We start from the raw sequence: 22627 nt of genomic DNA, 5'->3' as shown, positions 1-22627 counted from the left end.
TGTTACTCGCCCAAAGAGACCACTTTTCGAGTCTTCATTGCGGCAAACAGCATGTAAATAGTGGTCGGAACCAGTATCGCGAACAAGTAACCCAGCAAACCGTGTGGGCGTAGCATAAAATGACCAGCCAGTGCCGGACCGACAACGGAACCTACACTATAACTAAACAGCATGACCTGCGTAGCGGAAACAATAAAACGGTTATCAAGTTGCTGGCAGCCTAGTGTAATCGCAACAGGGTAAAGGGCAAATACCGCCATACCTAAAACAAACAGGGCAATTGCTAGAACAAGAGTTGATGTGGTTAATAAGGTCAAGCCAATCGCAAATACTCCCGCCAAACCGTAGAACGCCATCAACAGCGTTTTGCCTGTCCACTTGCTGAGTAATGTCACAGTTGGTTGAACGACCATACCACCCAAAATAATCAAAGCCATCAGTGTACCGATTTCGCCGTGGGCAATATGACGGTTAGCCAACTCCAATGGCATCAAACCGTAAATCGCTCCCAACGTTAATCCAGAGACGATACAACCAATGATGGCCGCATGATCTAAGTTGATGATCTGTTTAAATGACAAACTCTCAGATTCGGTGCTGTTGGGTTGCGCTGTCTTGAAGCACAGGAGAGTTAAAATAGCCAGTGACAGCGTCACGCAAATTATCGCGAAAGGTAATAGCCCCTCTGTGCCCAATAGCGTTATGCCCATTTGACCAAACGCAGTACCGCCATACAAAGAAATCATATAAAAGCTGAGTCGTTTTGCACGAGAACGTTCATCGCCATCGAGCAGCCATGACTCAACCACAACAAAGACTCCTGCAACCGCAATGCCGGCGATGAATCGAGCGATAAGCCATACGGTACTTGAAGGCAGCATTGGCAAAATGACGATGCTAGCAATGAAAGTGACTAAACAGGTGATAAACGCCAGTTTGTGACCGATACGTTGAACGATGGGCTCGAAAAACAAAGAACCGACCAAGAGTCCAGCATAAAACACGCTGGCAAGCCAACTCACAAGAGAAACGGGAAGTTGATACTGGTTGGTGACTAGCGGAATCAGACTCATCAGATACCCAGACGCTACGGAATAAAGTGTTAACGCCACAATAGGAACGGCAATGCCGAGTGATTTGTCTGCTGCTTTGTTCACGCCTTTTTGTCTCCAGTTTGCATATCAGTTAAAGTGATTTGGCGCGACTATGCGACCAAAAAACAGACATGTAAAATCAGAGATATTTGTCGTCAAGGACTCGAATTTTTATTGATGTGTTGATGTAATGAGCGAAAGGAACCTATTGGGTAGGCTAATGAGTTGCCAGACAAACACGACGTTTGTCTGGCAAATGGGTTATTTTAACAGTGCTTGATTAAGCCATTGATCAAATTGGCCTTTTGGCAGTGCTCCGTTGACCACATCAACACGTTTTCCCTGTTTAAACACCATCACGGTTGGAATGCTCCTGATCTGATACTGTGCGGCCAGTTGTTGTTCGACTTCAGTATTAATTTTCACAAAGCGAACTTTCCCCTTGCGTTCTGCAGCGACATCTTGAAACACCGGAGCGAACCCAACGCAGGGATTGCACCACGGCGCCCAAAAATCAACCACGACAGGCACGTTACTTTGCAGCAAGTGAGTAAAATTATCATTGGTACCTTCAATAGGTGCACCATCTAAAAGTTCTGTTTTACATTTGCCACAGGTAGGATGTTCAGAAACGCGCTCTGACGGCAAACGGTTCAAACCACCACAAGATGGGCAACGAGAATGAAAGGTCGACATGGCTTAACTTCCTCTTATTTTTTGTCTTTCGTCTTATATGAGGGTGAAAGACCTGCAGTTCAATACCGAAAGGAAAACTGGACTTACCAGATCCGCCGATTAGGCGTATACTTTCGTCATTCATTGACCAGATAACATGGTCACAATACTCAAAAACAACAATAAATAGGTCTAAGATGACAACTTATTACGCGGAAATTACCGGGTGGGGAAAATGTTTACCACCAGCAATCCTGTCAAATGACGATCTCAGCACATTTCTAGAAACTTCGGATGAATGGATCCGCACTCGTACGGGTATCGAGAACCGTCGAATCAGCCATGTGAACACGTCTGAACTTGCTACCGTTGCAGCAAAACAAGCCTTAGCGAGAGCGGGTGTTGAAGCGAAAGATATTGATTTAATTATTGTTGCGACTTGTTCGCCAGATTCTCTGATTCCGAATATCGCGTCTTTAGTACAAAAGAATTTGGAGATCGAGTCAGCGGCAGCTTTCGACTTAAATGCTGCGTGTACAGGGTTTGTTTACGGCTTAGAAACGGGTACGCGCCTTATTCAGTCCGGAGCCTATCGTCATGCTTTGGTGATTGGTGCGGAGCGTCTTTCTTTCTACATCGACTGGGCAATGCGCGATACCGCGGTGTTGTTTGGTGATGGTGCTGGTGCCGTCGTTCTTTCGCGTTCAGAAGAACCTGTCGGACTACAATCGGCGAAAATTGGCTGTGACGCTCAGGGACGCGATATCCTTTCTGTACCGAAGTTCGGTACTTCGATGGATCGTTTCGCTGCTGATAATGGCCACTGGGATTTTAACTTTGTTGGTAAAGAGATTTTTAAGCGTGCGGTAAAAGGCATGGGTAGTGCGGCTGCACACGTGCTTGGCCACGCTGGGCTAAGCAAAGATGACATTGATGTAGTCATCCCTCATCAGGCTAACATTCGTATCATCCAAACCTTGTGTGATCTTTCTGGCATCGACCAGAGCAAAGCATTCGTCAACATTCAAAAATACGGCAACACCTCTGCAGCGACCGTGCCTATTGCCATCTGTGAGGCGGTAGAACAAGGCCATATTAAGCCGGGTGACAATATTCTGTTGGCGGCGTTTGGCGCTGGCTTAACTTGGGGGGCAGGCCTTGTGAAGTGGGGCAAGCGAGTTGAACCAATCGGTGAGAGCGATGCTGCACTACCGGAATGTCCTCACAGTGCTTTAGAGATGTTGCAAAAAGCGATTGAACACTGCCACTCTCGTCAACGTACACGAGATTAAGCGTTAGGTACTTAACAGCGACAGCCGTTGTTCGATTTAAGATAAGATAAAGGTCTAGCCATCGGGTTAGGCCATTTTACTTAATGGAGGTCGAAATATAGATATACCTATATGTATCAAGAACCCACCCATCTCACTGAATGAGCTTAAAACGGCTGAGAACAGTGCTTTCCGTTCACTTTTTTATCATATTCGCTAAATCAGCAAACGGGTTGTATGTGGCGACTTTGTGTTCATCTTCACTAGGCGTTACTTCACTGCCATAGCGTTCATGTTCTAGGTATTTGCTATGCTCATGATCGTGGCAATAGAGACATAACAACTCCCAGTTGCTGCCATCTTCTGGGTTATTTGTATGGTCGTGGTCTTTGTGGTGAACGGTAAGTTCGCGTAAATTTGAGTAAACAAATTCTCTTGCGCACCGGCCGCATACCCAAGGATAGAGTTTTAGTGCTTTTTCTCTATAACCCGCTTCTTTGCGTGCATAGTTTGAACTGGATCCGTTGCGATCAGAAGACATATGTTTACCCCAAATAATCGTTTAGTAGAGATGCTAGCACAAGCATCGTTTAGAAAGAGTGACCAATATTAAGCGCCGTGTTATTGCTTGAACTCAGCAACTAAGTTAACGAGCCAAAAGCCACACGGTGAGTGCCTGTCGCGTGTTTCAAGAGCAGGGTTTATGGGACAGCGACTGCGTAAAGTTTGCTAAAGTCCATTAGGCTCAGGTCGATTCGATGATATTGTCTAGATAGAAAAAAGGAGCACGTTAAGTGCTCCAAAACAAAAATGCAGTGTTGTTATGCTTTTGCGAACTGATAGGTGCGGTAGCCACCAATGAGATTTCGCGCTTTAAAACCATTATTCACTAGCTGACGATATGCTACGTTACCGCGTAACCCAACTTGACAGTAAATGATGATCTCTTTGTCTTTTGGTAGTTCGTTCATACGATGGCGTAATTGGTCTACAGGAATGTTGATCGCATCCTTAATAAAACCGACGTTTTCAAGCTCACCAGGATTACGCACGTCCAGCAGTACTTGGTTATCAGTGAGTGAGTCCATCTCGTCAAAGTGAATCGGAGTGGCATCACCCTTAATGATGTTATTTGCAACGAAGGCAGCTTGGTTGATCACATCTTTGGCGCTGCCAAATGGCGGAGCGTAAGTAAGTTCAAGATGCTGCAACTGCTCGACAGTCATGCCAGCACGTTGGGCAACCGCCATCACATCAATGCGTTTATCCACGCCATCTTTACCCACCGCTTGCGCACCAAAGATCTTTCCTGTTTTAGGATCGAATAACATTTTGAACGAGACAATCTCAGCACCTGGATAGTAGCTCGCGTGGCTGGCAGTGTGGACATACACTTTTTCGTAATCAATACCATCGCGCTTCAGTTGTTTCTCATTTTTACCCGTTGAGGCAACGGCGAGGTCGAAGATCTTACAGATGGCCGTTCCCTGCGTACCTTGATAGGTTTCATTGCGACCAAGCATATTGTCTGCCGCCATGCGGCCTTGACGGTTAGCAGGCCCAGCAAGCGGAACCAAAGTTTGTGTACCTGTGACAAAATCTTTTTCTTCGACCGCATCACCGACGGCATAGATACTAGGATCGCTGGTTTGCATCATTTCGTTGGTGTAAATACCACCTAATTCACCAATTTGAAGTCCTGCTTCTTTTGCTAATTTAGTCTCAGGACGCACACCAATCGCCATGATCAGAATATCGGTGTTGAGTTTATCGCCGGTACTTAGGCTTAGTTCCAGATGTCCAGATGTATCTTGCTCATCAGTAGAGATGTATTCGACACTTGAGAGAGCGGTACCTAGGCGTAAGTCAATGCCTTTAGCCCGAATCTCGGCATGGGCGAACCCCGCCATTTCGCGGTCTACCGGCGTCATCACTTGGTCTGCAAGCTCAAGCAGAGTGGTTTTAATGCCAAGTTGATGGAAGGCTTCCATCATCTCTAAACCGATAAAGCCTCCGCCAACAACCGTTGCGTGTTCAACATTGTTATGTTGGATTGTTTGGATGATCTTATCCATATCTGGAATATTGCGCAGGGAGTGTGTGAGTGGGTTGTTCACACCAGGAATCGGTGGCACAACTGGGCCTGCGCCAGGGCTAAGCAGTAAAAAATCATAACTCTCTTGGTATTCACTACCATCGATCAAGTTTTTCACTGTGACACTTTTATCCAGACGATTGATAGCGGTAATTTCGTTCATAACGCGCACATCAACGTTAAATCGAGCAAGAAAGCTCTCGGGGGTTTGCAACAACAGTTTACTGCGCTCTTTGATATCGCCACCGATATGGTAAGGCAAACCACAGTTGGCAAATGAAACGAAAGGACCACGTTCAAACATGATAATTTGTGCATCTTCACTTAAACGACGAGCACGAGCAGCAGCAGAAGCACCTCCCGCGACACCACCAACAATTACAATCTTAGTCATATCTACAAAACCTTAACTTTATGAACTTTCGAGCCAACCGATTTAGTGATGTAAATGTATCAGCTCTGAAAGTGAAAATTTGTTACTTGAGGCCAAGTTTTTTTAGGAAGAATGTCGCAGGGCAAAAACCAGTAAATGCGCTTTGAATGAGGTTTAGCCCAACGAAGACCGTTAACCAGATAAAGTTTTCATGCACATAGTGTGTTAAAACCAATGATAAAAGCACCATACTTCCCGCAAGAATGCGAACTCCGTTTTCTACAGTCATAACGAACTCTCCACGTTGTTGTTGGTAATACCTTAACACTTAAATTAGAAATGTCTAATAAAAATTAATCTAATTGCAAAAAGTCTAAATTAGAATTGACTAATTAAATTGTGACGGTAAGATTTGTCATACAGAAACGGAGGGTGAACGATGAGTCACGACAAAACGATAGATCTAGAACAGATGCGAAACAGTGCGGAAAGTGTGGCAGAACTATTGAAGATAGTCGCGCACCCAGAGCGTTTGATGGTTCTTTGCCAGTTAACCAAAGGAGAGATTGGTGTAGGGCAGTTACAGCAAAGCTCAACCTTAAGTCAATCCGCATTTTCACAACACCTAACAGTGCTGCGTAAACATGGCTTAGTAAAGGCGAGAAAAGAATCACAACAAGTTTTCTACTCTTTGGCTGACCCGAGAATTGAACATTTAATTGGCAGCCTTCAGTTTATTTTTTGCCCCTAATTAGTGAGGAATTTATGGAATTTGCAGTACCTTGGACGTCGTTGGCAGGAGGCATTTTACTTGGTATCTCTGCGTTAACCTTGATGTTACTCAATGGCAAAGTCGCAGGGATTAGTGGCATTCTAACGGGTTTATTGACCCCCAAGACAAAGGATTTTGCATGGCGATTAATGTTCGTCATTGGCATGATTTCTGGTGGTGTTCTGGCCGCCACGCTCTCCAATACTCAGGTAAGTCCAGTCATCGAGGTTTCTAGTGCGTTGATTATCGTGGCGGGCTTATTGGTGGGGATTGGTACTCGCCTTGGTAATGGTTGTACGAGTGGTCACGGCATATGTGGCATTGGTCGTTTATCTAAGCGATCCATCGTGGCTACATGCATTTTCATGGCGGTGGCGGCGATCACCGTATTCATCAGACTTCATCTCATTTAATTGGCTAGGGTACAACAATGAACAATTTTGTTTTTCGAGTGACATCGCTACTGGCAGGTCTGCTTTTTGGCCTAGGTATGGCCATATCTGGCATGACAGATCCAAACAAAGTCATTGGTTTTCTTGATGTGGCAGGAGATTGGGATCCTAGTTTGATGTTTGTGATGGGCGGTGCGCTTGCCGTCTTCATGCCGGGTTATTTTCTGTTGGTGAAAAAGCAGCAAAAACCACTCAATGCTGAAGCATTTTGCCTAGCAACGAAGAAAACGATTGATGGCCGACTTGTCTCTGGTGCCGCAGTTTTTGGTATCGGTTGGGGATTAGCCGGTATCTGCCCAGGGCCAGCGGTTGCGAGCTTAGGCTTGGGCAATGTGCAAATCGTGCTGTTTTTTGCCGCGATGATGTTTGGGTTAGGCGTAACCAACTTACTGATTTGTTTTAAAAATGAGCGAGAAGTCAAAACGGAGCTTGCTTAATCCCATTATGCTGGCGTAAGGAATATAAGGAGATTTTCTATGCAACGACTTAAGTACACTGCACTGGTCATCGCGGTTTCCGCAACGCTGCCTAGTGTGGCTCATTCAGATATTTATACAGCGGTTCTGCAAACCGTTCCGCAGACGATTGTTCTTGATGGTACGGTTCAGCCTGTCAATCAAGGTACGGTGGCTGCTCAAACATCGGGTACGGTCGTTGCTTTGAATGTCGATGTGAATGACTTTGTGACTCAAGGTACGGTCTTATTAGAGATCAGTGCGGTTCAGCAATCTGCGGCGCTCGATTCTGCTGCGGCTCAATTGGCCAGCGCTAAAGCGCAAAACGCGGAAGCTCAGGCGCAAGTAAAGCGTTTTAGGCAACTGATGCCGAAGGGGGCTATTTCGCAAGATCAGATGGATGCTGCGGAGTCTCGCGCACGTAGCAGTGCCGCTATGGTTAAATCGGCCGAAGCGGCGGTTGCTCAAGCGAAGGAATCCCTAGGATACACCAGCGTTACCGCGCCATATGATGGCGTGGTAACAAAACGTTTTGTTGAACTAGGTGAAACCGTCGCACCGGGCACACCGCTTTTGAGTGGCTTTTCATTACAGCAACTGCGTGTAGAGACAAAAATTCCACAACGGTATCGTGGCTATGTTACGTCAGCGGATCAATTTACGATTGAAAACGCCAATCAACTCTCTGTTGTCCCTGTTTCTTACAACCTATTCCAGTACGCTGAGGCCGATTCACACAGTTACCCCATTCGGCTCGATTTGCCCGAGAATCAAGCTGACTTTATACCCGGTGCATGGGTGAAGACTTCTTTCCGTTATGGCGAGCGTCAGTTGTTGCTGATCCCTAAACAAGCCGTGATTCGCCGCGCTGAGTTGAGCGTAGTTTATCGCTTGGATGACAACGGCAATCCAGTGCTCAATCCTATTCGTCTTGGGCAAGAGTTTGAACAGGGCTTCGAAGTATTATCGGGGCTAGAGATTGGCGATCGCATCACCACTGATCTTATCAATGTGAAAGGTAAATAGTATGGATACACGACTCGGAATATCGGGTCGCATTGCCGCGGCCTTTCAAAATTCAGCAATGACACCATTACTCGCGCTTGTGGGCTTATTGATGGGGTTATTTGCTGTGATCATCACACCCAAAGAAGAAGAACCTCAAATCGACGTGACATTTGCCGATGTCTACATCCCATTTCCGGGTGCATCGCCACAAGAAGTCGCAAGCTTAGTGACAACGCCAGCGGAACAAGTCATTTCTGAAATTCAGGGCATCGATAAAATCTACTCATTTTCCCAGCCTGACGGGGCAATGATTGTGGCGATCTTTGATGTTGGTGTCACTCGCAACGATGCGGTTGTCCGAATCTATAACAAGCTGTATTCCAATAAAGATTGGATGCCGAAAGGCGTTGGGGTGGGAGAGCCCATCATTAAGCCCCGCGGTATTGAAGATGTGCCAATAGTGACGGTTACTTTATCGGATAAATCTGGCCAATATAGCGGTCAGCAACTCACACAAATTGCTCATGGATTAGAAACCGAACTCAAACGCATTGATGGCACACGCGACATTTATACCGTAGGGGGGCACGCGTCTATAGTCGATGTTCGTCTTGACCCGGTGAAAATGAATGCGTATGGAATAACGATAAACCATCTTAACCAAGCGATCCCTTCTGCGAATCAACGTTCAATGACATTAAGTCTGACTCATGATAATCAGCAAGTTCCGTTGCAGATCGGCGAGTTTTTGACCCAAGTGGATCAAATTAAACAGTTAGTAGTTGGCGTTGCTGATGGAGCCCCAGTCTATTTTTCAGATATCGCCGAAATTGAATTGGGCGTGAATACGCCAACGCACAATGTTTGGACCAGTGACAAGCAGGGTATTTACCCAGCAGTGACGATGGCGATTGCGAAAAAGGGCGGCGAAAACGCGGTCAATGTGGCAAAAAATATTGAAGAGCGTCTCGAGGTACTGAAAAACCAGCTCATCCCTCATGATGTTGACGTCACGATTACACGGGACTACGGTAAAACGGCGGCAGACAAAAGTAATACTTTGATAGGCAAGCTGGCCTTTGCAACCACCGCTGTTGTGCTATTGGTATTGCTGACGATGGGTTGGCGAGAGTCATTAGTGGTGGGAATTGCCATTATCGTCACCTTGATGATCACCCTGTTTGCTTCTTGGGCATGGGGTTTTACGCTCAACCGAGTTTCGCTGTTTGCACTGATTTTCTCGATTGGTATTTTGGTCGACGACGCGATTGTCGTGGTAGAGAATATTCACCGTCATATGTCGATGGGTAAGAAAAAACTGGCCGAGTTGATCCCTGTCGCGGTGGATGAGGTTGGGGGGCCAACGATCTTGGCGACGTTAACCGTGATCGCCGCACTGCTGCCAATGGCCTTCGTTTCCGGATTAATGGGGCCTTACATGAGCCCAATTCCGATCAACGCGTCAATGGGCATGCTGATTTCACTAGCGGTGGCGTTTGTCGTCTCTCCTTGGTTATCCGGAAAATTACTTAAGTCGGCCCATCATGAGGAGTCTCACAAAGCAGACTCGATTTTCCATCGTCTAATGTCTCCGTTTATCACGGCGAAAGCACAAAGCCGTAACCGACTCTTGTTGTTGTTTGGCATTGTTGGACTCATTGCCGCATCAGTTGCGTTGCCAGTGATGCAGGCGGTGGTATTAAAAATGCTGCCTTTTGACAATAAGTCGGAGTTCCAAGTGGTGCTCGATATGCCGGAAGGGAGCTCACTCGAAAAGACTCAGAGAGTGCTTTTTGAAATGGCTCGTTCGCTCAATGAAGTGCCAGAAGTAAGTGACTATCAGATTTACGTAGGCAGTGCTGCGCCAATGAACTTTAACGGTTTGGTGCGTCACTATTTCTTGCGTAATCAAGCTCATCAAGGAGACATTCAAGTGAATTTGTTGGATCGTCGTGAGCGAGATCGTGATAGTCATGAAATCGCTAGCGCGGTACGTCCAATATTAAATGAGATTGCGAAGGCATTTGGCGGAAAAGTCAAAGTCGTAGAGGTGCCGCCCGGCCCACCAGTTTGGTCGCCAATTTTGGCAGAAGTGTATGCACCGACACCTGAGCTGAGAGCAGAAGCGGCCCGTCAGGTGCGTGAGATTTTCCGCGAAACCGATGACATTGTTGATGTCGATATGTATCTGCCAGAAATTCATCAAAAATGGCAAGTCACTATCGATCGTAGCAAAGCAGCTCGCCTGATGATTCCGTACAGTGAGATTGTCGATGCTCTTGCGACGTCGGTGGGTGGAAAACCGCTCTCCTACCTGCATGTCGAGCACGGAAAATATCCGATTCCAGTGATGATCCAAGCCGCTGAGTCGGCAAAAGTGCGCTTAGAACAAGTGCTTAATCTCCGTGTGCAAAGCCAAACGGGTAACCAGTATCCGCTGTCGGAGTTGGTTAACGTTCGTCAAAGCCAGATGGAAGATTACATCGTGCACAAGAATCTCGTTCCTATGGTGATGGTTGTCGCCGACATGACAGGAGAAACCGACAGCCCGTTGTATGGAATGGCCACGTTGTCTAGCACTCTTGGCCAACAAATGCCGATTGAACAGTACTTTATTCATCAGCCTGATGGGTTGCAGGGCATTTCAATTATGTGGGATGGGGAGTGGACCATCACTTATGAAACGTTCCGTGATATGGGGATCGCCTATGCCGTTGGTATGGTGCTTATCTACTTGCTGGTGGTGGCGCAGTTTAAGTCTTATCTAGTTCCGCTGATTATCATGGCACCGATTCCACTGACCATTATCGGTGTAATGCCTGGCCATGCTCTGTTGGGGGCGCAGTTTACGGCCACGTCCATGATTGGCATGATTGCACTTGCTGGCATCATTGTGCGCAACTCCATTCTGCTGGTGGATTTTATTAATCAACAGGTCGGTGAAGGTGTCGAATTTGCGGAAGCTGTGATGCAATCGGCAGCGGTTCGAGCAAAACCCATTATGCTAACAGCACTCGCGGCGATGATTGGTGCGGTATTTATACTAGACGACCCCATCTTCAATGGACTCGCGATCAGTTTGATCTTTGGTATCTTCGTCTCGACGATTCTCACGCTGATAGTGATACCGGTGCTCTATTTTGCAGTGATGAAGAAGCGATTTGTCGAGTAGCAAAGTAAAGTGTTGAGTTAAGATATTGAGCCCCAAACAGGGGCTCATTCTTTTTAGTTCGCAACGCTAATATACGTTTCTAAACATCACGAAGGTTACGGTAGAGTAAGAGTGGTGGAGACTGGACAGTGATCACTTAACTGATACTGAAGAACATCTTGGCTTGAAAACACGGTTTGATTGGCTTGGGTTGCACTTAATCCGTCGCTAACCGCAATGTGATCAATCAAAGAGCGAAATGAGTGAATGCGGTCAGGATTTTTCTTTGAACGTACTTTACACTTTGCAGCCGTTTTGGCCGTCAATAGCAGCAGATCTCCCTTGTTCGCTAACTCTGCCATCAACCAGTCATTGGGGTGGGCGAGGTTGTGATTAAAATCGCCGAGCACCATATACCTTTGTTCGAGTTTTTGCCTTTCAACAATCCACTTGGACAGTTCTTGTCCCTCGTTTTTGAGTGTTTTGCAGGCGTCGCTGCTTTTATATGTGCCGCTGCATCCCGCTTTCAAGTGGACATTGAGCACATGTATTTCGTGTGGCCCATCGCCGATTACGACATAAGAAGCGAAACGTAACTTGCTGTTGCCCTTGTTCAACTGGACATCACCCACGTCACGATAAGGAAGGCCTTTTCTAATGGCAAAGCCTGTGTACTGATTGATGTCGTCAAACTGAAAGCGTTGATAACGTGGGTTAGCACGGTCAGACAGAAGAATCTGATACTCCTTGCCCACCACTTTCCGCAGTGCGTTGATGTCGTTGACTTCTTGGAAGGCGAGGAGGTCGGTGGCTGTCGTTTGAAAATAGTATGCAAGTTTTTTGAAATCTTCATCATCACGTTGACTTTCTTTTACACGAGCGGAAGGTGAAGATGAAAGCCACTCCATATTCCAACTTGTGACGGTGATCGGTTGAGCTGAAACTGGTGACATTGGAAATAGCAAAGAGGTGACGAAGAATAAAAAGAGAGCATGAACGCGTAGTAACATTGGTTAAAATCCTTTTCGTATTTGGCAGCCTTTATCACACAAGCACTGCAAAAATTTCAAGTAGAAACCGCCACATTTTTGCAATTTTCATCGTTTTATTTTTATCTGAGATCTGCGCCAATAAGATCGATTTGATCTTAATCCATCGTTGAATTTTGTTGATCGAAATCAATACTTTTACCGAGTGCTTTTCGTTTAATACGCCACAACATATAGTGTCAGTCGGATAAAAAGTAACCCTATATAGTGTGTTTGTGGATAACTCTGTGAGTATGCTTAGGGTAAGGAGAAAAAAGTGAAACCAATCGTAATCAAGCGTGATGGCTCAAGGGCTCCGTTTAGCCGCGATCGCATTCAAGCAGCAGTAGAATCGGCCGCAGAGCATGTCGACAAAGAGATTGCTATTTATGCGCTCAATGTGGCGCTAGCCGTTGAGCTGCAGCTAAAAGATCACGATGAAGTTCACATTCACGAAATCCAAACTCGAGTAGAAAACGAGTTGATGCAAGGCCCATACAAGTCATTGGCTCGTGCGTACATCGAATATCGTCATGATCGTGATATTGCGCGTGAAAAGCAAAGCGCACTCACACGAGAAATCGAAGGTTTGATTGAAGAGAGCAACGTTGACTTAATCAACGAAAATGCCAATAAAGATGGTAAGGTAATCCCAACGCAACGTGATTTACTCGCCGGTATTGTGGCGAAGCACTATGCCAAAACGCACATTTTGCCACGCGATGTGGTTCAGGCGCATGATGAAGGTGATATTCACTATCACGATCTCGATTACGCGCCGTTTTTCCCAATGTTTAACTGCATGCTGATTGACCTAAAAGGCATGCTGACTCACGGCTTTAAAATGGGTAATGCGGAAATTGACACGCCTAAGTCAATTTCAACCGCAACTGCGGTGACTGCGCAAATTATCGCGCAAGTGGCGAGCCACATTTATGGTGGTACCACCATAAATCGCATTGATGAGATCCTTGAGCCGTATGTTAACGCGAGTTACGAAAAGCACTTAAAAATTGCCCAAGAGTGGGATATCCATAATCCAGACGGCTTTGCAAAATCGCGTACCGAGAAGGAATGTTATGATGCGTTTCAATCTCTAGAGTATGAAGTGAACACATTGCACACCGCGAACGGTCAAACACCATTTGTGACGTTTGGTTTTGGTTTGGGTACAAGTTGGGCATCGAAATTGATTCAACAATCCATTTTGAAAAACCGTATTGCGGGCCTTGGTAAGAACCGCAAGACAGCGGTATTCCCGAAACTGGTATTCGCTATTAAAGATGGTCTGAATCATAAACCAACCGATCCAAACTACGACATTAAACAATTGGCGTTAGAGTGTGCTTCTAAGCGTATGTATCCAGATATCTTGAACTACGACAAAGTGGTTGAGATCACCGGATCATTCAAAACGCCAATGGGCTGCCGTAGCTTCCTAGGCACCTACGAAGAGAATGGTGAGCTGATTCACGAAGGTCGCAATAACCTAGGTGTTGTCAGCTTGAACTTGCCACGTATCGCTTTGAAAGCGGGTGGTGATGAAGAAAAATTCTATGCGTTGTTGGATTCAAAACTGAAGCTTGCACGCCGTGCGTTAGAGACACGCATCAGTCGTTTAGAAAACGTTAAAGCTCGAGTGGCCCCAATCCTCTATATGGAAGGAGCTTGCGGTATCCGTTTGAAAGCGGACCAGCCGATTGCTGACATTTTCAAACATGGCCGCTCATCCATTTCGTTAGGTTACATTGGTATCCACGAAACCATTAACGCGCTGTTTGGTCACCAAACACACGTTTACGATGACAACGAACTGCGTGAGAAAGCGTTAAATATTGTTAAACGCATGAAGAAAGCGGTAGAAGCGTGGACGGAAGAAACGGGCTATGGCTTCAGTTTATACGGTACGCCAAGTGAAAACCTTTGTAGCCGCTTCTGCCGAATCGATACCAAAGAATTTGGTGTGATTGAAGGCGTCACAGACAGAGGTTATTACACCAACAGCTTCCATTTGGATGTTGAAAAGAAAGTAAACCCATACGACAAGATCGATTTCGAGATGCCGTATCCAGAAATTTCTAGCGGCGGTTTTATCTGCTATGGCGAATTTCCTAACATGCAAAAGAATATTGAAGCGCTAGAAAACGTATGGGATTACAGTTACAGCAAAGTCCCTTATTACGGCACCAATACACCGATTGATGAGTGCTACGAGTGCGGTTATACCGGAGAGTTTGATTGCGCCAGCAAAGGCTTTACCTGTCCGAAATGTGGCAACCATGACTCATCCAAAGTATCGGTTACTCGTCGTGTTTGCGGTTACTTAGGCAGTCCAGATGCGCGCCCATTTAACTTCGGTAAGCAAGAAGAAGTGAAACGTCGCGTGAAACACTTGTAAGTAACGCATTAGGTTTCACTCGTTATTCAATGAGCCAACCCCATCCGGTTGGTTCATTTTTTCCAGAGGTCAATATGAATTATCACCAGTATTATCCTGTCGACGTGGTTAATGGACCGGGTACACGATGCACACTGTTTGTTTCAGGCTGTGTTCATCAGTGTCGTGGTTGCTACAATCAGTCGACGCAGCGTTTAGATTCTGGTGTGCCGTTTACCCAAGAAGCGGAAGATCAAATCATCGCGGATCTTAATGACACTCGTATCAAACGCCGTGGTTTATCGCTCTCTGGCGGGGATCCATTGCATCCAGCAAATGTTGCCGATATTTTGCGTTTGGTAAAGCGCGTCAAACAGGAATGCTCGGAGAAAGACATCTGGGTTTGGACTGGATACACTCTTGATGAGCTTGACGAAGCTCAACGACAAATACTGCCATACATCGACACATTGATAGATGGTAAGTTTGAGCAAGACAAAGCGGACCCAAGCTTGGAGTGGCGGGGAAGCGCGAATCAAATCATTCACTGCTTTAAGCTGTAAGTCAGGTCTAACCAGTCAACTAAGTGTTAAGATTCAACCACCTTGGTGGTTTAGGCTGACTCTTGAAGGCGCGAATTCGTTATGACTTTAATTTCTATTCGCGCTCACTTATATCGCTGACTACACTCTACGTATATTAATTCAAACATTTTCGCTCAGTTGGTTCTTTGGGGATGTATTTACTCAGGAGCCGCTGTCGCGGTCAGGTTTGAATATGAAAATTGCTAATAAGATTATCTTGGTCTCAACAGCGTTATGCGCACTGGGCGTTGTATTTACTGGTGCTATAGTTGGTTTAAAATCTGCAGCGCTTTCTGAACAAGCACTTGTCACACGAGCGTCGCAACAACTGGTTTCTGTACGCGAAATTAAGAAAAATGAGATTGAGAGCTACTTTGAGCAAATTCATTATCAAGTCGAAACCTTAGCGGATGACATTGCGACTAAAGACGCAATGAAAGCCTTTAGTCAAGCGTTTCAAACGTATCCTTCACAACAGCTCTCATCGCAAGACGTCAATGCCTTGCGTAATTACTACAGCAATCAATTTGGACAAAAGTATCGAGCGCTTAATGAGGGGCTAGCTGCCAACGAAATCAGTATGCTTGATCAAATTGGTGAGGTTGGCAAAGCACTTCAAGCACGATACATTGCGGTCAATCCGAATCCACTGGGCGAAAAACACCAATATATCAGTGATACGCTCGGCACTACTTACGATCAAGTTCACGCAAAATATCACCCTTCCACCAAACACTTTTTAGAAGCCTTTGGCTATTACGATATCTTTTTCGTCGATAATGATGGCAATGTGGTTTATTCCGTCTTTAAAGAGTTGGATTTTGCCACCAATCTTAAGCAAGGGCCTTATTCGAATACTGGTATTGCAGAAGCCTACAGAAAAGCGGCGGCTTTGGGTAAAGCTCAATACTACCTTGATGACTTCAAACCGTATTATCCCTCGTATGAAGCGGCCGCCTCATTTATAGCCACACCAATAATGGAAGGTAACTCGCGCTTGGGCGTACTGATTTTCCAAATGCCGGTGGATGTGATCAACAGCATCATGACCTTTGGTGGGAATTGGGCGGCATCGGGTTTGGGTAAAAGCGGCGAAAGTTATCTCGTCGGCCCAGACAAGAAAATGCGTAGCCAGTCTCGCTTTCTGTTGGAAGCGCCTGATGACTATTTGGCTGTGATGAAATCGACGGGTGTCTCGTCGAAACTGCTGACACAGATTATCAGCAAAGGTTCGACCATCGGCCGACAAGAAATCGACAGTGATGCTTCACGTAGCGCGTTAATGGGCAAAATGGGATTTGAGATCATCAACGACTACCGCGGGGTGCAAGTCATGTCTGCGTACAGTCCGGTTACGGTTGCCGGTTTGAAGTGGGCAATATTGACGGAAATTGACTACGACGAAGCACTCCAGGATGTAGCGCTATTGGAAGGCTCGGTGAGAAACACCGTTTTAATGAGTATCGTCGGGATCATTGTCGTTTCCGTGTTGCTTTCTTATGTGTTAGGTAACAGTATCTCTCGGCCCATTCGCCTTGCTTGTGAAAAAATTGAGCGAATTTGTAGTAATAACGACTTAACTGAGCAACTTGATGTCCAAGGCAAAGACGAGGTCACTGAGCTGTCTACCTCACTCAATCATTTGTTCTCACACCTACGCCAAATGATCGGCCAGTTTTCCAGTGCAACGGATACGTTGAGCAACAATTCCCTCAACATAACCAACAATATGCGAGCAACACGTCAAGCGGTCGCCGAGCAAAACGCGAAATCCGATTCGGTGGCAACCGCAGTCAACGAAATGAGTGCATCGATTGCGGAAGTGGCGCAGTTTGCCAATCGCGCCGCCGATTATGTTAAAGGGGCGAACGAGCAAGGCGTGAAAGGCGTACAGGTTGGCAACAACTTGGGTGCAGAGATCGGTAAATTGCATGATGAGATGCAGATAGCCGTTGAAGCGATTGGTCGACTAAGAAATGAAAGTGCTTCGATTGCTGAAGTGCTCGACGTGATTCAAGGTATTGCCGAGCAAACCAACTTGCTCGCTCTGAATGCGGCCATTGAGGCGGCGAGAGCGGGCGAACAAGGGCGAGGTTTTGCAGTCGTCGCTGATGAAGTACGCTCGTTGGCTGGTCGGACTCAATCTTCAACAGAAGAAATTCGTCAAAAAATCGATGCGTTACAACGTGAAACAAACAGCGTGTCGCAGTGTATCGATAATGCCAACAAAACCGTCTCGCGTGGAGTTTCAACCTGTAAAACAAACACCGAGATGATTGAACAGCTTGTTTCAATGTTAGAAGAAATGAACGCGATGAATATCCAAATTGCGGCGGCAACTGAGGAGCAACGAGCGGTCACAGAAGACATCAGCAGCAGTATTACATCCATCGCAGACGCTTCTGTTGCAGTGAGTGACAAAGTGTCTCAGGTTGATGACGTATCGAAGGCACTTTCTATGCAAGCCAAAGAGCTGAGCCAAGAGATGGCTCAATTCAAATTCTAGTGACAGGCGAACATTTGGCTAACATTTGACCGTCAAAGTGTCTAATTGGTCTCTCTTTAAGTGAGGAGAAAGAGAGACTATTGAGACTTTTCACTTTTATTTCCTACAAAATAAAAATATGTTTCGAACTTTTAGGCTTTAATGTTAACGTTTATCCCACTATCTGGAGCAATCTCCATTACTTGAATTTCAAAGGGTTGTGACTTTCATGTTTTCTCAATTACCGACACCAGCATTAGATCCTATTCTTTCTCTTACCGTTGCATTTCGTAACGACCCGCGCGACCAAAAAGTCGACCTAGGCATTGGCGTTTACAAAAATAACAAAGGCGAAACGCCAATCATGCGAGCGGTTGCAGAAGCACAAAAAATGGTAGCGAATACTCAAACCACCAAATCGTATGTGGGCCTAGCAGGATGTGAAGAGTTTAACCAATCGATGGTGAACTTACTGCTTACGGGCACTTCCGTGCTCGACCGAGTGAGTGCTATTCAAACTCCTGGAGCCAGTGGCGCGCTGCGAATGCTTGGTGATTTGATGAAAGTGGCTCAGCCAGAGACCACCGTTTGGATCTCTAACCCTAGTTATGTAAACCATAAACCAGTGATGGAAGCGGCAGGGTTGAAAGTGCGTTATTACCGTTACTTCAGCCCAGCAACAAAGCAAGTCGACATCGGCCAGATGCTAGATGATCTTGCTACTGCTGGTCCAAAGGACGTCGTACTGCTTCATGGCTGTTGTCACAACCCAACGGGAGCGGACATCGATTTTGCTGCTTGGCAAGCCATCACCGATTTGGCAGTAAAGAACGGTTTCACACCCTTTGTTGATATTGCCTACCAAGGCTTTGGTGATGGCCTTGAAGAAGACGCCAAAGGTCTGCAGTTCATGGCTGACCGTGTTGAAGAAATGCTGATTACCACTTCATGTTCGAAGAATTTTGGTCTTTACCGTGAACGTACTGGTGCGGCCATTGTGATTGGCAAAAATGCGAAAGAATCCGCGAATGCGAAAGGCAAGTTATTAACATTGGCTCGCTCAACTTACACCATGCCGCCTGATCATGGTGCTGCATTGGTCAAAACAATCCTACAAAATGTTGAACTTACAACCACTTGGAAGCAAGAATTGTGTGAAATGCAGCAACGTTTGTTAAACCTGCGTCAAACTTTATGTAATGAATTGAGAAATCAACACAATACGTCACAATTCGACTTCATTGAAAGCCACAAGGGTATGTTTACTGTGCTAGGCTTTACACCTGAGCAAATGGGAACGCTACGAGATGAATATGGAATTTATGGTGTCGGTGACGGGCGAATTAACATCGCTGGTCTTACAGAAGCGCACATTCCATACGTGGCAGACGCGATAGTCAAAGTCTCACAACGTTAATGCAGGTGATTGGATGAAGAATTTGAAACTTATTTTGCCTTTACTACTTAGCGGTGGTTTAACTGCTTGTGCAGTGACACCAGCAAGCGTAGATGCCCCAGCAGAAAATAAGTCGGAAATTAAAGAAGAACCAGTAAAGCAGACAAAGCCTCAGCCCAAACCAGAGCGCCCAGTGCTTGAACTTAAAGCCCATAAAACATCTGACGGGAAGTTGATTCTTGGTGAAGAAGAGTGGGTGTACGTTCCGGGGTTAAATGAGGTGTTTAAGTCTCGAATTGATACTGGAGCAACAACTTCATCCATCAGTGCGGTTGATTTGGTTGAGTTTGAACGTGATGGCAAAGATTGGGTTAAGTTCAAAATCGAGCATGATGGCATCAATAGTAACGAAATAGCGTTACCGGTTGAGCGCTGGGTTCACATTCGCCAATCCAGTGCGGAAGGAACGCAAAAGCGCGCTGTCGTGCTAGCTTGGATTCAAATTGGTGATCTCAAAGAAAAAACCGAGTTCACGCTAACCGACAGAACGCATTTAACTTTCCCAGTCTTGCTAGGGCGCAGCTTCTTCAAAGACGTCGCAATTGTCGATGTTTCACAGAAATACGTTCAAGATAAGCCGACAACGAAGTAGCGAAAAACCAAAGCGATAAGTATTACGAACAAAGGGCCAATTTGGCCCTTTGTTTTTGCTCTGCGCTTGTTATGTGTAGCTTCTAAAAAGAAACTAGAAACTTAGAACATAAAATCAACGGACATTATCATCTGATGCCCATATGTGCCGTTATTACGGATATCAGCCCCGATAGAGAGTTGTTGTGTAGAATGAAAGCGAGCACCGATACCGATGATTGAATTATTGTTGTCGTTAGATATCAGTTGACCCAATCGTCCATGAACCTCAATGTTTTGCATCAACCAAACACGAGCACCAATATTGACTTCGGTTTTCCACTCATCGCCAATTTTATCGCTCGATTTGTTTTTAATGTTGTGAATCAGCATTTGACCATAAATATCGGCAAACTGACCCATAGGACCATTAAAACCAATACCACCAGCAAGATCCCAGTCCCCACTAAATTCACTGTCAAAGCGTCCGACAAAGTGTGTATTTTCCGTGAAGTAAGTGTTGAACTCCGCACCAAAAGTGCCAGGGCTTGACCCCATTCGCACCTCAAACATGTTGTAGTTGAAGTTGTTTGCACTTGCTGTTATTGGGAGCAAAGTACATACACCCAACAAGGTTGTTTTGAGAGCTTTACCTAGCATGAGATCTCCAAAGCCAAAAAATTAACGCCCGTATTTTACAAAAAAAGCCTGCAAATAGCAGGCCAAACTTAAAAATAATATGACGTAAATGAGTGTATTAAGCGAAAAAGCAGCGCACTCGTACCACTCTGGCTATTTGGTGTGTTAAAGCAGCGTCAAACTATCGACTTCAATCTCTGGGGTATTGCCACCCTCAAACTCACCAAACAAGCGCAGGCGTGTATTGCTGTTAATGGTTTGCGTAAATCGAATATCGTCATCGAGCTCGATTTGAATCTCGGCGCTGCCATCGGTGAAAATATAGGTATCTTTATTAAGTTGGCGGACCAAAGTTCCTTCAACGACGACATCTTTCTCCGTAAACATAGTTGAATCTTTCAGCAGTTCGGAAACGACCGATACATTCACCGGACCGTCAAAACTGATACCTTGTACTGTTGAAGAATTGTTGGCGAGCGCGATGGCTGGTGTGGTTGTCAAAGCAGCGATTGCGATAATAAGTGTTTTGTTCATGTTCTTTTCCTATGTTTAACCGAGGTTGTTTCGATAAGGGTATTAGAACAAAACAGATTTGAATGGTTGCTTAGCGCTTGATTCATATTGGATTCATTTTCTAAAGTGTCAAAAAAGGCTAAAATAGGCCTCCCTTGAATAGCGGCGATAAAAAATGGAAGCAAAAGTAACCACGCTCATGGTGCAAGGCACTACCTCTGATGCGGGAAAAAGCGTATTGGTGGCAGGTCTCTGCCGTGTATTGGCTCGTAAAGGCGTAAACGTTGCCCCTTTCAAACCACAAAATATGGCCCTCAATAGTGCGGTGACGAAAGAAGGTGGCGAAATAGGCCGAGCTCAAGCTGTTCAAGCGCAAGCGTGTCGCATTGAGCCGAGCGTTCACATGAATCCGGTTTTGATCAAACCCAATAGCGATACTGGCGCGCAGATCATTTTGCAAGGTAAGGCATTGACCAATATGGATGCCTATGGCTTCCACAATTACAAAAAAGTAGCGATGGATACGGTGATGGACTCCTTCGCTCGTTTAAAAAATGAATATCAAGCCATCATGATCGAAGGGGCCGGCAGTCCTGCTGAAATCAATTTGCGTCAGAATGACATAGCCAACATGGGCTTTGCCGAAGAAGCCGATGTTCCAGTGATTATCGTCGCTGATATCGATCGCGGTGGCGTTTTCGCACACCTTTATGGCACCTTGGCATTGCTCTCTCCATCGGAACAAGCGCGAGTGAAGGGATTCGTTATCAACCGTTTTCGCGGTGACATTAAGTTGCTTGAATCGGGTCTCGATTGGCTCGAAGAGAAAACAGGTAAGCCTGTCATTGGCGTTCTGCCATTTCTTCATGGATTGAATCTCGAGGCAGAAGATGCGATTACCTCACAACAAGCGCTCTCTGATGAGGTTAAGCTAAAAGTCGTGGTTCCTGTGCTGACGAGGATTAGTAATCATACGGATTTCGATGTGCTCAGACTGCATCCCCAAATTGACTTGCGTTACGTGGGCAAAGGAGAGCGATTAGAGCACGCGGATTTGATCATCTTGCCCGGTTCCAAATCAGTGCGTGACGATCTTCGATACCTTCGAGAACAAGGATGGGACAAGGATATTCTAAGACATTTGCGCTTTGGTGGTAAGGTGTTAGGGATCTGTGGTGGCTACCAAATGTTAGGGGAGTCGATTAGCGATCCGTTTGGTGTCGAAGGTGAACCCGGTGAAAGCGTAGGGCTCGGACTCTTAAAAACGCGCACGGAACTTACCCAAGATAAGTGTTTGATTAACACTAAAGGGCAGTTATCACTAAACGGAAAACACGTTAACGTGACTGGCTATGAGATCCACGTTGGGCGATCGCAAGTGAATGAATATCAACCGATCACCAAAGATGATGGCCAGCTTGAAGGCGCACTAAGCGAATGCGGGCAGATCATGGGCAGTTATCTACATGGTTTCTTAGACTCTGAAGCCGTATTAGAGCTGATTTGTGAGTGGGTCAATGGAGTGCGAATCAAGGCTCAGAATCACCAACAACTTAAGGAGCAGGCGATAGACCGAATTGCCGATGCCATTGAAGAACATTTGGACCTGAGTCAATTGGGCATATAGAG

General features: G+C 45.8%; 20 protein-coding genes. 12 read left to right on the top strand and 8 right to left on the bottom strand.

The features are described 5' to 3' along the window. Positions 1 to 2 precede the first annotated feature (2 nt). On the bottom strand, positions 3 to 1157 hold the full coding sequence (locus LZU85_RS03900) for an MFS transporter (protein WP_176299021.1): 1155 nt from the start codon (positions 1155 to 1157) through the stop codon (positions 3 to 5). Between the two features lie 198 nt (positions 1158 to 1355). Next, positions 1356 to 1790 (bottom strand): thioredoxin TrxC, encoded by a 435-nt coding sequence (trxC, locus tag LZU85_RS03895; RefSeq protein ID WP_176299022.1) that lies wholly within the window; start codon positions 1788 to 1790, stop codon positions 1356 to 1358. 176 nt (positions 1791 to 1966) lie between these two features. Here trxC and LZU85_RS03890 point away from each other — a divergent pair, with 176 nt between their 5' ends. Next, on the top strand, positions 1967 to 3061 hold the full coding sequence (locus tag LZU85_RS03890; RefSeq protein ID WP_237286421.1) for a ketoacyl-ACP synthase III: 1095 nt from the start codon (positions 1967 to 1969) through the stop codon (positions 3059 to 3061). 175 nt (positions 3062 to 3236) lie between these two features. Here LZU85_RS03890 and LZU85_RS03885 read toward each other — a convergent pair whose 3' ends face one another. From LZU85_RS03885 to LZU85_RS03875, 3 genes are all read right to left on the bottom strand, one after another. Next, positions 3237 to 3581, bottom strand: coding sequence for a YajD family HNH nuclease (locus LZU85_RS03885; RefSeq protein WP_237286420.1), 345 nt, complete (start codon positions 3579 to 3581; stop codon positions 3237 to 3239). Between the two features lie 280 nt (positions 3582 to 3861). Next, positions 3862 to 5529, bottom strand: a complete 1668-nt coding sequence (locus LZU85_RS03880; protein ID WP_237286419.1) for an FAD-dependent oxidoreductase — start codon at positions 5527 to 5529, stop codon at positions 3862 to 3864. An 82-nt stretch (positions 5530 to 5611) separates the two neighbouring features. Next, positions 5612 to 5797 (bottom strand): YgaP family membrane protein, encoded by a 186-nt coding sequence (locus LZU85_RS03875; RefSeq protein WP_237286418.1) that lies wholly within the window; start codon positions 5795 to 5797, stop codon positions 5612 to 5614. Between the two features lie 150 nt (positions 5798 to 5947). Between LZU85_RS03875 and LZU85_RS03870 the strand changes: the two genes are divergently transcribed. The 5 genes from LZU85_RS03870 to LZU85_RS03850 are packed head-to-tail and all read left to right on the top strand — an operon-like array spanning position 5948 to position 11367. Continuing rightward, positions 5948 to 6259, top strand: coding sequence for an ArsR/SmtB family transcription factor (locus LZU85_RS03870; protein ID WP_176299027.1), 312 nt, complete (start codon positions 5948 to 5950; stop codon positions 6257 to 6259). A gap of 14 nt (positions 6260 to 6273) precedes the next feature. Further along, positions 6274 to 6693: a YeeE/YedE family protein gene (locus tag LZU85_RS03865; RefSeq protein ID WP_176299028.1), complete on the top strand. Its 420-nt coding sequence runs from the start codon at positions 6274 to 6276 to the stop codon at positions 6691 to 6693. Between the two features lie 17 nt (positions 6694 to 6710). Next, positions 6711 to 7169, top strand: a complete 459-nt coding sequence (locus LZU85_RS03860) for a YeeE/YedE family protein (protein ID WP_237286417.1) — start codon at positions 6711 to 6713, stop codon at positions 7167 to 7169. Positions 7170 to 7208: 39 nt separating this feature from the next. Then, positions 7209 to 8213 (top strand): efflux RND transporter periplasmic adaptor subunit, encoded by a 1005-nt coding sequence (locus tag LZU85_RS03855; protein WP_237286416.1) that lies wholly within the window; start codon positions 7209 to 7211, stop codon positions 8211 to 8213. A 1-nt stretch (position 8214) separates the two neighbouring features. After that, complete coding sequence (locus LZU85_RS03850; protein WP_237286415.1) at positions 8215 to 11367, top strand: efflux RND transporter permease subunit; 3153 nt, start codon at positions 8215 to 8217, stop codon at positions 11365 to 11367. 95 nt (positions 11368 to 11462) lie between these two features. On the opposite strand, the gene LZU85_RS03845 is transcribed toward LZU85_RS03850, so the two are convergent. Further along, complete coding sequence (locus tag LZU85_RS03845; protein ID WP_176299130.1) at positions 11463 to 12299, bottom strand: exonuclease/endonuclease/phosphatase family protein; 837 nt, start codon at positions 12297 to 12299, stop codon at positions 11463 to 11465. A gap of 352 nt (positions 12300 to 12651) precedes the next feature. On the opposite strand from LZU85_RS03845, the gene nrdD reads away from it, so the two are divergent. The 5 genes from nrdD (at position 12652) to LZU85_RS03820 (ending at position 19868) form a co-directional block, all read left to right on the top strand. Then, complete coding sequence (gene nrdD, locus LZU85_RS03840; RefSeq protein ID WP_176299032.1) at positions 12652 to 14772, top strand: anaerobic ribonucleoside-triphosphate reductase; 2121 nt, start codon at positions 12652 to 12654, stop codon at positions 14770 to 14772. Positions 14773 to 14846: 74 nt separating this feature from the next. Then, on the top strand, positions 14847 to 15314 hold the full coding sequence (gene nrdG / locus LZU85_RS03835) for an anaerobic ribonucleoside-triphosphate reductase-activating protein (RefSeq protein ID WP_130267728.1): 468 nt from the start codon (positions 14847 to 14849) through the stop codon (positions 15312 to 15314). Between the two features lie 214 nt (positions 15315 to 15528). Beyond that, positions 15529 to 17841, top strand: coding sequence for a methyl-accepting chemotaxis protein (locus LZU85_RS03830; RefSeq protein ID WP_237286414.1), 2313 nt, complete (start codon positions 15529 to 15531; stop codon positions 17839 to 17841). Between the two features lie 208 nt (positions 17842 to 18049). Continuing rightward, positions 18050 to 19237 (top strand): amino acid aminotransferase, encoded by a 1188-nt coding sequence (locus LZU85_RS03825; protein ID WP_176299034.1) that lies wholly within the window; start codon positions 18050 to 18052, stop codon positions 19235 to 19237. A gap of 13 nt (positions 19238 to 19250) precedes the next feature. Further along, positions 19251 to 19868 carry an ATP-dependent zinc protease family protein gene (locus tag LZU85_RS03820; RefSeq protein WP_176299035.1) on the top strand — a complete coding sequence of 206 codons (618 nt, stop codon included), beginning with the start codon at positions 19251 to 19253 and terminating at the stop codon, positions 19866 to 19868. A gap of 101 nt (positions 19869 to 19969) precedes the next feature. Here LZU85_RS03820 and LZU85_RS03815 read toward each other — a convergent pair whose 3' ends face one another. Together LZU85_RS03815 and LZU85_RS03810 are read right to left on the bottom strand one after the other, a co-directional pair. After that, complete coding sequence (locus tag LZU85_RS03815; protein WP_176299036.1) at positions 19970 to 20506, bottom strand: hypothetical protein; 537 nt, start codon at positions 20504 to 20506, stop codon at positions 19970 to 19972. Between the two features lie 144 nt (positions 20507 to 20650). Then, positions 20651 to 21019 carry a YgiW/YdeI family stress tolerance OB fold protein gene (locus LZU85_RS03810; RefSeq protein ID WP_176299037.1) on the bottom strand — a complete coding sequence of 123 codons (369 nt, stop codon included), beginning with the start codon at positions 21017 to 21019 and terminating at the stop codon, positions 20651 to 20653. Positions 21020 to 21173: 154 nt separating this feature from the next. Between LZU85_RS03810 and LZU85_RS03805 the strand changes: the two genes are divergently transcribed. Continuing rightward, entirely contained in the window at positions 21174 to 22625 is a 1452-nt protein-coding gene (locus tag LZU85_RS03805) for a cobyric acid synthase (RefSeq protein ID WP_176299038.1), read from the top strand. The last annotated feature ends 2 nt before the right edge of the window (positions 22626 to 22627 follow it).

The organism is Vibrio floridensis, from assembly GCF_021852965.1.
GTDB classification, from domain to species: Bacteria; Pseudomonadota; Gammaproteobacteria; order Enterobacterales; family Vibrionaceae; genus Vibrio; species Vibrio floridensis.
The sequence above is the reverse complement of the archived record's forward strand: the minus strand, read 5'-3'. Positions and strand labels throughout refer to the sequence as shown.

Coding starts and splice junctions, on each gene's coding strand:
- trxC (WP_176299022.1), bottom strand. CDS start 1,790: ATGTCGACCTTTCATTCTCGTTGCCCATCTTGTGGTGGTTTGAACCGT.
- LZU85_RS03890 (WP_237286421.1), top strand. CDS start 1,967: ATGACAACTTATTACGCGGAAATTACCGGGTGGGGAAAATGTTTACCA.
- LZU85_RS03885 (WP_237286420.1), bottom strand. CDS start 3,581: ATGTCTTCTGATCGCAACGGATCCAGTTCAAACTATGCACGCAAAGAA.
- LZU85_RS03880 (WP_237286419.1), bottom strand. CDS start 5,529: ATGACTAAGATTGTAATTGTTGGTGGTGTCGCGGGAGGTGCTTCTGCT.
- LZU85_RS03875 (WP_237286418.1), bottom strand. CDS start 5,797: ATGACTGTAGAAAACGGAGTTCGCATTCTTGCGGGAAGTATGGTGCTT.
- LZU85_RS03870 (WP_176299027.1), top strand. CDS start 5,948: ATGAGTCACGACAAAACGATAGATCTAGAACAGATGCGAAACAGTGCG.
- LZU85_RS03865 (WP_176299028.1), top strand. CDS start 6,274: ATGGAATTTGCAGTACCTTGGACGTCGTTGGCAGGAGGCATTTTACTT.
- LZU85_RS03860 (WP_237286417.1), top strand. CDS start 6,711: ATGAACAATTTTGTTTTTCGAGTGACATCGCTACTGGCAGGTCTGCTT.
- LZU85_RS03855 (WP_237286416.1), top strand. CDS start 7,209: ATGCAACGACTTAAGTACACTGCACTGGTCATCGCGGTTTCCGCAACG.
- LZU85_RS03850 (WP_237286415.1), top strand. CDS start 8,215: ATGGATACACGACTCGGAATATCGGGTCGCATTGCCGCGGCCTTTCAA.
- LZU85_RS03845 (WP_176299130.1), bottom strand. CDS start 12,299: ATGTCACCAGTTTCAGCTCAACCGATCACCGTCACAAGTTGGAATATG.
- nrdG (WP_130267728.1), top strand. CDS start 14,847: ATGAATTATCACCAGTATTATCCTGTCGACGTGGTTAATGGACCGGGT.
- LZU85_RS03830 (WP_237286414.1), top strand. CDS start 15,529: ATGAAAATTGCTAATAAGATTATCTTGGTCTCAACAGCGTTATGCGCA.
- LZU85_RS03825 (WP_176299034.1), top strand. CDS start 18,050: ATGTTTTCTCAATTACCGACACCAGCATTAGATCCTATTCTTTCTCTT.
- LZU85_RS03820 (WP_176299035.1), top strand. CDS start 19,251: ATGAAGAATTTGAAACTTATTTTGCCTTTACTACTTAGCGGTGGTTTA.
- LZU85_RS03815 (WP_176299036.1), bottom strand. CDS start 20,506: ATGCTAGGTAAAGCTCTCAAAACAACCTTGTTGGGTGTATGTACTTTG.
- LZU85_RS03810 (WP_176299037.1), bottom strand. CDS start 21,019: ATGAACAAAACACTTATTATCGCAATCGCTGCTTTGACAACCACACCA.
- LZU85_RS03805 (WP_176299038.1), top strand. CDS start 21,174: ATGGAAGCAAAAGTAACCACGCTCATGGTGCAAGGCACTACCTCTGAT.